The following is a 12151-nucleotide window of genomic DNA, read 5'->3' as shown; positions in this document are numbered from 1 at the left end:
TTTCGGACACGGGGGAGTCGCAGCATGACGCAGCAGCAGGAGTCGCAGCCACAGCGGGAAGGCGCCGCCACGCAACCGCCGATGGTGGTCGTGGACGGCGTACGACGCAGCTTCGGCACCGGAGCGCAGGCCGTACACGCGCTGCGCGGAGTGTCGTTCGAGGTCCGCAGGGGCGAACTCACCGCGCTCAAGGGGCGGTCGGGATCCGGCAAGACCACCCTGCTCAACCTGGTCGGCGGCCTCGACACCCCCACCGACGGCAGCGTCCGCCTCGACGGCACCGACCTGGCCGGTCTGGACGAGGAGGGCCGCCTCGCGCTGCGCCGCGACCGGATCGGCTTCGTGTTCCAGTCCTTCGGCCTGATCCCGGCCCTGACCGCCGCCGAGAACGTCGGGGTCCCGATGCGGCTGCGCAAGGTTCCGGCGAAGCAGCGCGAGGAGCGGGCCCGTACCCTGCTGGCCCTCGTCGGCCTCTCGGAGCAGACCGAGCAGCGCCCCGGCGAACTCTCCGGCGGGCAGCAGCAGCGGGTGGCCGTCGCCCGCGCCCTCGCGAACGAGCCCGACCTGATCATCGCGGACGAACCCACCGGCCAGCTCGACTCCGACACCGGCCGCCAGATCATGCGGCTGCTGCGCGCGGTGGTGCGCAGCGAGGGGGTCACGGCGCTGGTCGCCACGCACGACCCGGCCCTGATGGAGCTGGCGGACCGGGTGGTGGAACTGCGCGACGGCCGGATCGTGGACGTGGCGACGGAGCCCGGCGCGCAGTCGGCGAGTTGACGGTCTAGTTCGTCGGGCGAGGCGGTCCGGATTTCGTCAGGAGGTGCAGGCGCAGGGCGAGTTGGAGCTCCAGCGCCCGGGCGGGGCCGTTCCAGTCATCGCCCAGGAGCCGGCCGATCCGGTCGAGGCGCTGCACCACCGTGTTGACGTGGATGTGCAGGGCGTCCTTGGCCTTGGAGAGGCTGGCGCCGTGCGTGTAGTAGGCCTGGAGGGTCTGCACGAGCTCCGTGCCGCGCTGGGCGTCGTAGTCGATGACCGGGCCCAGCACCTGGTGGACGTACCCGCCGACGTCGCCGCCGTCGCCGAGCAGGAGCCCGACGAAGCCCAGATCGGCGAGGGCGGCGCCGTAGCCGGTGTGACCCAGCGCGTGCAGGGCCTCCAGACAGCGCACGGCCTGCGCGTACACGTCCGGCAGGCCGCCCGGACGGCCGGTCGGGCCGGCGGATCCCACGGTGACGGGCGCCCCCAGGGCCCTGCCCAGCTCCGCCGCCAGGGAACGCGCGAGCTCCCCGGGCCGGTCGGCCGGGGCGAGGAGCGCGATGTGCCCCTCGTGCAGCCCGGCCAGGCCGTCGAGGGCGCGCGCGTGCCGGGCCGCCTCCGCGGACAGCCGGGGCCGCAGGGCCGCGTCGCAGTGCAGCACCAGGACGGCGTGCGGCTGCGAGAGGTCGACGCCCAGCTTGCGGGCCCGGATCGTCTGGCTGCCGCTGTCGCGGGTCCGCCCGGGGCTCTGCGGGGTCAGCAGGTCAGTGAGCAGTTCGCCGCGGACCCGGTCCTCGGCGTGGGCCACCGACCGGCGCAGCAGCAGCAGGAGCGCGGTGACCAGGCCGGTGCGCTCGAACAGCCGGCGGTCGGTGTCCGAGAGGTCCGCCCGCCCCGTCAGGGCGATGCTGCCCAGGAGTTCCGGCCCGGCCAGGACCGCGCAGACCCATACGCCGTCCACCGGAACGGCCCGGCCGCCGGAGCGGGAAGCGGCGACCCCCTGGGCGGGCGGGCCGATGGGCTCGGTGGCGACCCGGGCCAGTTCGGTCCCGTCGGCGTCGTGCACCACCAGCCCGCCCCGCAGCAGCGCGGCGACCTCCCGGGCCACGTCGGTGACGTCCCCGCCGCGCAGGACCAGGTCGGTGAGCCGGTCGTGGGTCTCGGTGGCCAGCCGCATGGCCTCGCTGTGCGCACGCGCCGTCTCGGTGGCGGAGTTGAGCTCCACGAGGGCCGTACGCGTCTCCTCCAGCAGCCGGGCGCCGTCGATGGCGACAGCCGCGTGGTCGGCGAGCGAGGACAGCAGCGCGACCGCGTCGGGGGCGAAGTCGCGCACCGAGCGGTCGGCCGCGTAGAGCACCCCGATCACGCGCGTGCCCACCCGCAGCGGGACGCCGAGGATGCCCCGCAGCCCCTCCTCGCTCACTCCGGAGTCGATGGTGCTGGTGTGCCGGAAGCGGTCGTCCACGCGGTAGTCGGCGCTGGCGTACGGGCGGGCGGTCTGCGCGACGAGGCCGCCCAGCCCTTCGCCCATGCCGAGCCGCAGCTGCTGGAAGGCGGCGGACACGGAACCGTCGGTGACGCGCATGAACGTGTCGCCCACGACGGGGTCGTTGAGCGTGAGGTACGCGACGTCCGTGCCCAGCAGGGTCCTGGCCCGCCGCACGATGGCCCGTAGCACCGCGTCGAGATCGCGCAGCGCCGCCAGGTCCCCGGCCGTGTCGAAGAGGGCGGTGAGTTCCGCCTCGCGCCGACGGTGCTGCTCCAGGGTGCGCCGGATGTCCAGGGCGACCCCGGTCGCCTCCTCGACGAGGGCCTGCGCGGCGGCCGGTGCCCCGGCGCTACGGGCCTGCGCGCCGGGCCGGGCGAAGTCCTCGACGGGGGCGCCCTGGGCGAGCAGGTCGAGCAGTTGGCGCAGCGCGGTCATGGGCTCGTCGGTATCGGTCACGGGGGCCATGCTGGCAGCCCTTCGGCGCGGGGGCGGGGACGGGGTCCGCCCGCCGTACCGGGAGCACCGGCGGCGGCGGGCGGAGGTGGGGACGCGGGAGGGTCAGTCGGAGACCGAGGCGGTGGACCGCCCGGCGTAGCCGTTGCCCGCGAGGGCTTGGCCCTGGCCCTGGGTCTCTGCCTTCGGCCGCGACAGGTCCCGGCCCCGGGTCTCGCGGGCGAAGGCGACCGTGAGGGTGGTGACGAGGGCGGCCGCCGACAGGTAGACGGAGACCGGTACCGAGGAGCCGTAGTCCTTCAGGAGCTCGACGGCGATGATCGGAGCCAGGGCGCCCGCGACGATCGAGGCGAGCTGGGAGCCCATCGAGGCACCCGAGTAGCGGACCTTGGTGTCGAACATCTCGGAGACGAAGGCGGCCTGCGGCCCGTACATGGCGCCGTGCAGCAGCAGACCCGCGGTGACGGCCGCCGTGATGACGGCGAAGGACTTGGAGTCGACCAGGGCGAAGAACCCGAACGCCCACAGCGCCATCCCCACCGAGCCGATCAGCGTCACCGGCCGGCGCCCGATCCGGTCCGAGAGCGCGCCCCAGGCGGGGATGGTGACGAAGTGGACGGCCGAGCCGATCAGGAGCGCGTTGAGCGCGGTGGTCTTGGGGAGCCCGAGGTGGGTGGTGACGTAGACGAGGAGGAAGGAGGTGAGGATGTAGTACGAGATGTTCTCGCCGAACCGGGTGCCGATCGCGGTCAGCACCTGCCGCCAGTCCTTGCGGAACACCTGCACGACGGGCGCCTTCTCCTCGACCGCGGTGAGCTTGGCCTCGGCCTGCGCGGCGAGGAAGACGGGGGACTCGGAGACGGACAGCCGGATCCACAGCCCGACCACCACGAGGACGCCGGAGAGCAGGAAGGGGATGCGCCAGCCCCAGGCGAGGAACGTGGCGTCCGACTGCACGGCGGCGAGCAACGCCAGTACCCCGGTGGCCAGCAGGTTCCCCCCGGGCGCCCCGGACTGCGGCCACGAGGCCCAGAACCCCCGGTGCTCGGCCCCGCCGTGCTCGGAGACGATCAGCACGGCCCCGCCCCACTCACCGCCCAGCGCGAACCCCTGCACCAGCCGCAGCGCGGTCAGCAGGATCGGGGCACCCACCCCGATGCTCGCGTGGGTGGGCAGCAGCCCCATCGCGAAGGTGGCCCCGCCCATCATGACGAGGCTGAGCACGAGCAGCTTCTTGCGCCCGACCTTGTCACCGAAGTGCCCGAACACCACCCCGCCCAGCGGCCGGGCCAGGAACCCGATGGCGTAGGTGAGGAAGGCGATCAGGGTGCCGGTGAGCGGATCGGCGGTGGGGAAGAACAGTTTGTTGAAGACCAGCGCCGCGGCGGTCCCGTAGAGGAAGAAGTCGTACCACTCGATGGTGGTCCCGATGAGGCTGGCGGCGACGATCCGCCGGATTCCGGATGGAGCCTGCGGGACGGTTCCGGGGGAGACCATGTGCACCACTTCCAGGTGTCTGCGGGGACGTCGGGTGTGGCCACAACGTAGGAGTCTCCAGGTCAACGGGATATGTGGCCCGCCATCACAATCGGGCCACGACTGATGTGCCCGCGCACCACATGACCCGAACACCGACCCAGTAGCCCCTCCGGAACGGGGCCGTGAGGCTCGTGAGGACCTGTCGGAATTGCAGAGTTGCAGCTGTTTTGAGGAGGCGGCGCTGGTTCCCGTGCTGGTTTGGTGCTGACCTGAAAGCCCACATCAGCACCCCTCGCAACCCACCCCGTGCTGGTTCGGTGCTGGTTACGCTGTGTTGAGCGCGAGCTGTTTATGGTCGAGGTGGGGCAAAGCGGAAGCGCGGAGAACCAGGCTGAGTTCCACCTCTCGGGCCCGTTCCGCACCGGCGTTTTGCTGGCGCCGCGGTGACAAAATTCGAGGGCACGAGCCACCCCGCCAGAGCACAACGAAGACCGGACTCCCGCAGGACTCGGACTTTGAGTACCGGCAGATTCTTCGTCTGCTGGTGGTACAGCAGCTGCACCCATGCTGACCAGGGGAAACGAAAGTTGGAGCGGCCCTTCGGCGGGGGCTGGACCGGAATTGGTCCTGGTGGTCCCTGGCGGAGAAGCTGGCGTGGGATGGGAAGTTCTGGGTGCGATCCAGGTCCTGTACGTCTGCTGCGCTCGCCAGCTGGGCCCGAGGCTGTGGTCGTATTACCGCCAAGGTGCCTGGGCGCGCTGTGCCTGTTGTTGTGCGGAGGCGGCGTCTGCGCGTGCCATGGACAGGAGGTGGGGGAGCCGGCCATCTGCTTGGGTGTTGGGTGTTCCACCAGCCGTGGGCGTCGGGCGAGAACGCGGCCTTGGGGACGTTGTCGATGGTTTTTTGGTACACGGCGGGCGAGTCGTGCCATTCGGTGTCGCCGATCGTGGCCAGCTTCCGCCGGCTCATCGAGGAGCGGGCCCAGCGTGCACGGGACGGCGCGGACCTTGCTACCGGCTGGCTGCCCTGATGGCGCCTAACCCGGCGGTACCGCTGCTGCGCGGCGTGGCGAGTCCGCCCGGGCCCGTACTACTCCGGCGGCACGGCGGGACGCGGCGGTCTTGCGCGGGGACCGGCGCAGCAGCTCGGGTGGGCCCGCGGCCGCCGGGCCCGGGACTGGGCGGCCACGGTAGTGGGGTCGCCTGAGGTCATGGCCTGCCGGTTTTCGCGCCAAGGGGGCCTGACCAGTGCGTTCCCTCGTACGCGAAGGCGTCGGGGACCACCTCCAGGTCAAGGAGACCCACTCCCGCCTTGGGTACGTCGAACACGCAGGTCACCGTTGCGGACCGGCCGGGGCTGATGCTGCCCTCGAAGTCCGATCCGGCGCCCTTGGCACTGTCGAAGACCCGCTCCGCCTGCTCGCCGGCAGCCCCGTATTTGGCGTAGACGCTGACGAGGCCGGTCGTGACGAACCGGGGGTCCCGTTCTTCACGGTGATCTTCCAGGCCGCAGCCTGACTGCCGGCGACGGCGACCAGACGCCGACTATGACGACGTCTTCCCGGGCGGTGGATGGTGTTCTGACACCGTGGCCACACCCGGCCACACCCGGCCACACCCGGCCACACCCGGCCACACCCGGCCACACCCGGCCACACCCGGCCGCGCCTGCGGGCACGGCAACGGGAGCCGTCCACCGTGGAACCGCCGGTGCTGTCAGGAACCGCAGCCCAGTGCCTCGTACATGGACCCGGCCCCGCCATCCCCAGCGCCGGCCGCAGGGCGCCGCTCGCGCACCAGACCACCGAGCGCTCCCACAGCACCCTGGTACGGCGGCCGCAACCCGCAACCCGCAACCCGCAACCCGCAACCCGCAACCGGCAGCGGGTTTCCTGGTGCCGGTCTTGCTGGGTGCGAGGCAGGGGCTTTGGGCTTGTCTGACTGCTGGCTACGGTTCCAGGAATGCGAGCGCCCGCGGGACGAATCTGTCGTGGTGCTGGAAGATCCCGCCGTGTCCGGCGTCGGGGTAGAGGGGCTCGAGTTCACCCCGGGGCAGTCGGGCCGCCAGGTCGATGGTGTTGACGCTCGGGACCATCCGGTCGCTCTCGCCGTTGGCCACCAGGACTGGCTGCTGGATGCGCGACAGGTCCTGCGGTGCCGTGCGGCCCCAGCGTTTGATGGCCTTCAGCTGGGCGCGGAACGACGGCACCGAGATCGCCTTGTCGCGGTCGTCCGTGCGCTCCTTGAGCCGCGCCAGGAATTCGCGCGCGGCCCGTTGTCCACCCTCGGTCTGGGTGAAGAAGAGGTAGTGCTTCGGGTCCTTGCGCCGCAGCGTCGCCTTCAGCATGTCCTGGACGGTGAGGGACGTGACCTTGTCGATGCCGGGGCCGCCGGCGGGGCCCGTGCCCGCGAGGATGAGTTTGCGTACGAGGTCGGGTTCCTCTGCCGCGATGACCTGGGCGATGAAGCCGCCCATCGACAGGCCGAGCAGGTCGACCTGGTCGAACCCGAGGGCCCGGATGAACAGCACGGTGTCGCGGGCCATCGCCTCGATGGTGTCGGGTGTGGAGCCGCCGGACGCGCCGACGCCGCGGTTGTCGTAGGTGATCACGCGGCGTCGGGCGGCCAGTCCGTCGACGACCCGTGGATCCCAGTTGTCCAGGACCGCGGACAGGTGGTTGAGCAGGATCAGCGGTACGCCGTCGTCCGGGCCGAGCTGCCGGTAGGCGAAGTTGACGCCCTGCACGGACACGGAGCGGGTCGGCGCGTTCTTGTACGACGACGGGGTGGGTGTGTGAGAGCTGAACGATGCGCTCATGGCCGGGTCCTGGTGTGCGGTAGGGGACGGGGGTGTGGGGGTTGGGCTTCTCGTTGCGACGGGCTGCCTCGGCGTCCGGCTGGGCTGTGCCCGCGCTCACGTCATGGAGACGACGACTTTCCCAGCCTTCGCGCGGCCCTTCTCGACGTACTCCATGGCCTGATGGGTCTCGTCGAAGGGGAAGACGCGGTCGACGACGGGGCGGATCTTCCCGGCGTCGATGAGGGGGGTGAGTTCGCGCAGCTGGTCGCCACTGGCCTTCATGAACAGGAAGGAGTACGTGACACCGAGACGCTTGGCCTGGCGCCGGGTCTTGGCGCTGAGCGCGGCGATGCCCAGGCGGAGGACCGGGTTCGAGCCGAGTTCGCGGGCGGTGGCCGGGTCGGGCGGGCCCGCGACGGAGATGGCCAGGCCGCCGGGCTTCAGGATGCGCAGGGACTTGGCGAGGTTCTCGCCGCCGAGGGAGTCCAGGACGAGGTCGTAGCCGGTGAGGAGTTCGGAGAAGTCCTGTGTGCGGTAGTCGATGACTTCGTCCGCGCCGAGTTCCTTGACCAGGTCGACCTTGGCGGTGCTCGCGGTGGCGGCCACATGCGCGCCCAGCGCCTTGGCCAGCTGGACGGCGATGGATCCCAGGCCGCCGGCGCCCGCGTGGATGAAGACCTTCTGACCCGGCTGTAGGTGTGCCCGCTCGACCAGGGCCTGCCAGGCGGTCAGCGCGACCAGGGGGAGGGAGGCGGCCTCGGTCATGGTGAGCGTGGCAGGCTTGGGGGCGAGGTCGTCCTGGTGGACGGCGAGGAGTTCGGCGAAGGTGCCGATGCGGTCCTTGTCGGGCCGCGCCCAGACGTCGTCGCCCACCGCGAAGCGGGTGACGGACGATCCGACGCGGACGACGGTCCCGGCGAGGTCGTTGCCCAGGACGAGCGGGAGACGGTAGGGCAGGATCTGCTTGAGGTCACCGTCGCGGATCTTCATGTCCAGCGGGTTGACACTCGCCGCGTGGATCTTGACCAGGACGTCGTCGGCGCTCACCTGGGGGTCGGGTATCTCGGCGGCGCGCATGTTGGACGCGTCACCGTACTTCTCGACCATGAAGGCCTTCATCGTCATTTCCGTTCGTGTGGTCTCCCGTCCAAGCGGGAGGGGTGTTCTGTCCGTGAGGGGTTTGTCTCGTTACGGGACAGTTTGTGGTGTTCTTCTAGTCCGTGCGCTCCGCGTCGGCACGACAGTGGCCCGTGCCTGCGCGGAGAGCTCTGCGTCGGCCGTGTTTCCGGGCTCAGGCCACCGGCACGACCGGGGTGATGACGCTGCTCGCGTCGCCGCCCTGGAGGTGTCCCAGCGAGCCCGCGATGCCCTCGTGCGGTACGCCGAGCGGCACCGCGCTGACCTTGTCGAGGCGCGCGTACTGCTCGTCGGTCAGCTGGACGTCGAGGGCTGCGAGGTAGCTGTCGAGCTGGGACAGGTTGCGCGGGCCGACGATCGGGACGAGCGTGGCCGCGGAGCGTGCGGCGCGCTCGCGCAACCAGGCCACCGCAATCTGGGCCGGTGCCACCCCCGTCTCCTGGGCGATGGCCAGGACGGTGTCGACGACGGCGGTCTTCTGGTCGGTGCTCTCGGTGTGGATGACCATGCCCAGGTCGCTGAGGCGCCCTTCGGCGGAGCTGCGGTACTTGCCGGTGAGCAGTCCGCCGCCGAGCGGGGACCACAGCGCGGCGCCGAGTCCGAGGCTCTCGGCCATCGGCAGCAGCTCCCGGTCGGCGGTGCGCTCGACGAGGCTGTACTCGTGCTGGATGCCGATGATCGGGGCCCAGCTCTTCAGGTCCGCGAGGGTTACCGCGCGCGAGACGCGCCAGGCGGGGAAATTGGACAGCGCGGCGTGGTGGATCTTGCCCGCGCTCACCAGGTCGTCGAGCCCGCGCAGGAGCTCCTCCATCGGAGTGAGCTCGTCGGGGAAGTGCACCCAGAGCAAGTCGATGTAGTCGGTGCCCAGGCGCTTCAGGCTGGCCTCCACGGAGGCGACCATGTTCTTGCGGCTATTGCCGGTCCTGGAGATGTCCGGCTGCGGGGCGGCGCCGAGGGCGAACTTCGTGGCCAGGACGAAGTGGTCACGGTCGGCGGAGATCAGCTTTCCGGTCAGTTCCTCCGACTCGCCGAACTGGTAGCCGTCCGCGCTGTCGAGGAAGGTGCCGCCCGCTTCGGCGAACCGGTCGAAGATCCGGCGTGCCTCGTCCGGCTCGGCGCCCGCGCCCCAGCCGGTGCCGAAGTTCGCGGTGCCGAGCGCGTACTCGGACACGCGAAGGCCGGTCCGGTGTCCGAAGGTCGTGTAACGCATGAGATGTCCTTGCATAAGGGGTGAAAAGGCGGCAGCGCCGGGGTGGAGGGGCGAGCGTCAGCCCGAGATCTGCTGGAGTGCAGCGGACAGGCTCTGCTTGACGTACCGGCTGGTTTCGTCGGCGAGGATCTCGGGCAGGCCGGTCTCGATTCCGGCCAAGGCCTGGGCCGCGACGTCGGCGGCGGCGACCTTCTGGTCGGCGGGCACGCCGGCGGCCATGTCGGTGTCCATGTAGCCGACGTGCAGCGCCGAGACGGTGATCCCGCGCGGTGCCAGCTCCTCACGCGTCGCGTCGCTCAGCGCCCAGGCGGCGGCCTTGGACGCGGCGTAGGAGCCGAGGCCGGCCGGGTGGAACCACGACAGGGCGGACAGGACGTTGAGTACGGCGCCGCCGCCGTTGCCCTCGATGACGGGGGCGAAGGCCCGGGTCGCGGCGAGCGGGCCGAAGAAGTTGGTCTCCATCTCGCGACGTACCTCGTCCAGGCCGCCTCCGACCAGCGTCGCACCGGTGGAGATGCCGGCGTTGTTGATCAGCAGCGTCGCGTCGGACGCCACGCGGGCGGCCTCCCGTATCGACGCCTCGTCCGTCACGTCGAGGCGCAGCGGGGTGACGCCCGGCAGGTCCACCGTTTCGGGGCGGCGGGCCGCCGCGTACACCTTCGCTCCGCGGTCCACGAGCTGGGCGGCCAGATGCCGTCCGAGCCCCCTGTTGGCACCCGTGACCACCGCGACCGCGTCCTTCAGCTCCATGACCACTCCCAGCTTTTCGGGGTCGGTGAGCGACCCGCATCCATTAGATGATGGATGCAATCTAAAGCAGGGCGTACGATAGATGTCAAACGGCATCCAAATGGGAGGTGGTCGATGGGCCGCGTATCGCAGGCGCAGGCGGAGGAGAACCGCCGCCGGGTCGTGGAAACCGCCTCCCGGCTGTTCCGGGAGCAGGGCACGCACGTCAGCGTCGCCGACCTCATGAAGGCGTCCGGCCTGACCCACGGCGGCTTCTACAAGCAGTTCGCCTCCAAGGAGGCGCTCATCGACGAAGCCACCGCCCACGCCTTCGGCGAACTCACCCGGCTTCGCGACGCCGGACTTGCGCAACACTCCGGACGGCGCGACGCCGCCCAGCAGGCCCTGATCGACACCTACCTCTCGGTCGAGCACCGCGACAGTGCGGCGGACGGGTGCCCCGCCGCCGCACTCGCCGCCGATATGGCGCGCGAGCCCGGCGATCGCGAGGCCCACCGGGTCTACACCGAGGGAGTGATCGACTTCGCCGAGTGGCTCGCCACCGAGGACGAGGACGGCATCGCCCGGCTGTGCACCATGCTCGGCGCACTCGTTCTCTCACGGGCCACCAAGGGCTCCCCGGTCTCCGAGCGGATTCTCACCACCGCACGCACAGCCTTGACCGCGACCAACTGATCTACAGGAATCAGCGGCCCGACGGAGCGCCGGCTGCACAGGTGCAGTTTCCGGAGGGGTGATGATCGTACCGAGATGCGGATCTGCCGGATCTGACGAGCGAAGGGCGCGTGGCAGGTGAGCGAAGGTGCGGGGATCACTTCGGCGCAGGAGGCGGCCAACGATGAGCTGGTGCTCGCGTTCGGGCGGCTGCAGGGGGCCGCGGGGCGGCTGGAGTACCTGCTCGGCGGTGCGATCGAGGAGGAGTTCGGGATCACTCACCTGATGTACGAGGTGCTGCTGATCGTTGGCCGGGCGGGCGGCGCGGGTATGTCGATGCGGGCGATCGCGCAGGAGCGGGTCCTGACCACGGGCGGGATGACCAGGTTGGTGGACCGGATGGAGGCGGCCGGGCTGGTGGTGCGCGCCGACGACCCCGCCGACCGTAGGGGCAAGCTGGTGCGGCTCACCGAGCGGGGCGAGGACCTCGTGGTGCGGGCAAGCCGGCTGCACGTGGAGAACATCCGCCGCCACTTCCTGGCGCCGCTGCCCGAGGAGGCGCGGGAGCAGTTCATGGAGTGCCTGCGGATCCTCTCCTACTCGGCGCGGGACGCTCTGCCCCGCCTGCGATAGGACCGGAAGCCCCGAGATCGAGGGCCTTTCAGCATGCCGGAATATCTGACACAGCAGATACTGTTGAAGCAGGTACATCGCTTCGGTGTGAGCGACTCCCTCTGCGAAGGCCTTCCCATGAAACTCGTCTACGTCTTCGACGCCTACTGCGGCTGGTCCTACGGGTTCGCCCCCACCCTGGCCGAGGTCACCCTGCGCCACCCCGGACTGCCCGTCGAGGTCGTGTCGGGCGGTCTGTTCACAGGGCCGCGGGCCGTGCCGATCCGCGAGTTCGGCTACGTCCAGGGCGCCAACGCCAAGATCAGTGACCTGACCGGTGTCGTGTTCGGGGCCGGGTACGAGCGGCTGATAGCCGACGGCTCGTTCGTCATGGACTCCCTGGACGCCGCCCGAGGCATGGCCGTGCTGCTGCAGGCGGCCCCGGAGCGGGCGGTGGAGCTGGCCATGGCGGCGCAGGCCGCGTTCTACGAGGACGGCCTGAGCCTCTCCGATCCCGACACCTTCGCCCGGATCGCGGCGGCAGCCGACCTCGACCCGGCGGAAGCCGGAGCGGCGCTCACCTCACCGGCCGCACGTCGCGCGGCCGAGGCCGACTTCCGGCGGGCGGCAGCCCTCGGCGCGAAGGCCTACCCGACCCTCCTGGCCCAGGACGGCGACCGCACCGCGGTGCTCGCCGTCGGCCACGCCCATCCCGACACGATCGACACCCTCCTGGAGCAGTTCGGCTCGGCCCGCTCCCGGTCGGCCGCGTCCGGCCGCTGAGTCCTGGCCCGACACACCCGCACGGT

At 71.0% G+C, this 12151-nt stretch carries 10 protein-coding genes; 4 read left to right on the top strand and 6 right to left on the bottom strand.

Going from position 1 to position 12151, the window contains the following annotated elements:
* The first annotated feature begins 24 nt into the window (after positions 1-24).
* Positions 25-780 (top strand): ABC transporter ATP-binding protein, encoded by a 756-nt coding sequence (locus AC3IYJ_RS04565; RefSeq protein ID WP_489400053.1) that lies wholly within the window; start codon positions 25-27, stop codon positions 778-780.
* A gap of 4 nt (positions 781-784) precedes the next feature.
* Here AC3IYJ_RS04565 and AC3IYJ_RS04560 read toward each other — a convergent pair whose 3' ends face one another.
* The 6 genes from AC3IYJ_RS04560 to AC3IYJ_RS04535 form a co-directional block, all read right to left on the bottom strand.
* Positions 785-2713 carry a helix-turn-helix domain-containing protein gene (locus tag AC3IYJ_RS04560; protein WP_489400052.1) on the bottom strand — a complete coding sequence of 643 codons (1929 nt, stop codon included), beginning with the start codon at positions 2711-2713 and terminating at the stop codon, positions 785-787.
* Between the two features lie 93 nt (positions 2714-2806).
* Positions 2807-4198, bottom strand: coding sequence for an MFS transporter (locus AC3IYJ_RS04555; protein WP_489400051.1), 1392 nt, complete (start codon positions 4196-4198; stop codon positions 2807-2809).
* Positions 4199-6127: 1929 nt separating this feature from the next.
* On the bottom strand, positions 6128-6997 hold the full coding sequence (locus AC3IYJ_RS04550; protein ID WP_489400050.1) for an alpha/beta fold hydrolase: 870 nt from the start codon (positions 6995-6997) through the stop codon (positions 6128-6130).
* Between the two features lie 96 nt (positions 6998-7093).
* Entirely contained in the window at positions 7094-8098 is a 1005-nt protein-coding gene (locus tag AC3IYJ_RS04545; RefSeq protein ID WP_489402686.1) for an NADP-dependent oxidoreductase, read from the bottom strand.
* A 172-nt stretch (positions 8099-8270) separates the two neighbouring features.
* Positions 8271-9326: an aldo/keto reductase gene (locus AC3IYJ_RS04540; protein ID WP_489400049.1), complete on the bottom strand. Its 1056-nt coding sequence runs from the start codon at positions 9324-9326 to the stop codon at positions 8271-8273.
* A 57-nt stretch (positions 9327-9383) separates the two neighbouring features.
* Positions 9384-10076 carry an SDR family oxidoreductase gene (locus tag AC3IYJ_RS04535; RefSeq protein WP_489400048.1) on the bottom strand — a complete coding sequence of 231 codons (693 nt, stop codon included), beginning with the start codon at positions 10074-10076 and terminating at the stop codon, positions 9384-9386.
* 114 nt (positions 10077-10190) lie between these two features.
* Here AC3IYJ_RS04535 and AC3IYJ_RS04530 point away from each other — a divergent pair, with 114 nt between their 5' ends.
* The 3 genes from AC3IYJ_RS04530 (at position 10191) to AC3IYJ_RS04520 (ending at position 12125) form a co-directional block, all read left to right on the top strand.
* Positions 10191-10751 carry a TetR/AcrR family transcriptional regulator gene (locus tag AC3IYJ_RS04530; RefSeq protein ID WP_489400047.1) on the top strand — a complete coding sequence of 187 codons (561 nt, stop codon included), beginning with the start codon at positions 10191-10193 and terminating at the stop codon, positions 10749-10751.
* A 117-nt stretch (positions 10752-10868) separates the two neighbouring features.
* Entirely contained in the window at positions 10869-11363 is a 495-nt protein-coding gene (locus AC3IYJ_RS04525; RefSeq protein WP_489400046.1) for a MarR family winged helix-turn-helix transcriptional regulator, read from the top strand.
* A 117-nt stretch (positions 11364-11480) separates the two neighbouring features.
* Entirely contained in the window at positions 11481-12125 is a 645-nt protein-coding gene (locus AC3IYJ_RS04520; protein ID WP_489402685.1) for a DsbA family protein, read from the top strand.
* The last annotated feature ends 26 nt before the right edge of the window (positions 12126-12151 follow it).

It is taken from the genome of Streptomyces sp. GL_140, assembly GCF_057834465.1.
This window is presented reverse-complemented; position numbering and strand designations above follow the sequence as displayed.

Bases quoted from the DNA above. Each gene is read 5' to 3' on its own strand.
- AC3IYJ_RS04535 (WP_489400048.1), bottom strand. From the start codon at position 10,076: ATGGAGCTGAAGGACGCGGTCGCGGTGGTCACGGGTGCCAACAGGGGG.
- AC3IYJ_RS04520 (WP_489402685.1), top strand. From the start codon at position 11,481: ATGAAACTCGTCTACGTCTTCGACGCCTACTGCGGCTGGTCCTACGGG.
- AC3IYJ_RS04565 (WP_489400053.1), top strand. From the start codon at position 25: ATGACGCAGCAGCAGGAGTCGCAGCCACAGCGGGAAGGCGCCGCCACG.
- AC3IYJ_RS04540 (WP_489400049.1), bottom strand. From the start codon at position 9,326: ATGCGTTACACGACCTTCGGACACCGGACCGGCCTTCGCGTGTCCGAG.
- AC3IYJ_RS04550 (WP_489400050.1), bottom strand. From the start codon at position 6,997: ATGAGCGCATCGTTCAGCTCTCACACACCCACCCCGTCGTCGTACAAG.
- AC3IYJ_RS04545 (WP_489402686.1), bottom strand. From the start codon at position 8,098: ATGAAGGCCTTCATGGTCGAGAAGTACGGTGACGCGTCCAACATGCGC.
- AC3IYJ_RS04560 (WP_489400052.1), bottom strand. From the start codon at position 2,713: ATGGCCCCCGTGACCGATACCGACGAGCCCATGACCGCGCTGCGCCAA.
- AC3IYJ_RS04555 (WP_489400051.1), bottom strand. From the start codon at position 4,198: ATGGTCTCCCCCGGAACCGTCCCGCAGGCTCCATCCGGAATCCGGCGG.
- AC3IYJ_RS04530 (WP_489400047.1), top strand. From the start codon at position 10,191: ATGGGCCGCGTATCGCAGGCGCAGGCGGAGGAGAACCGCCGCCGGGTC.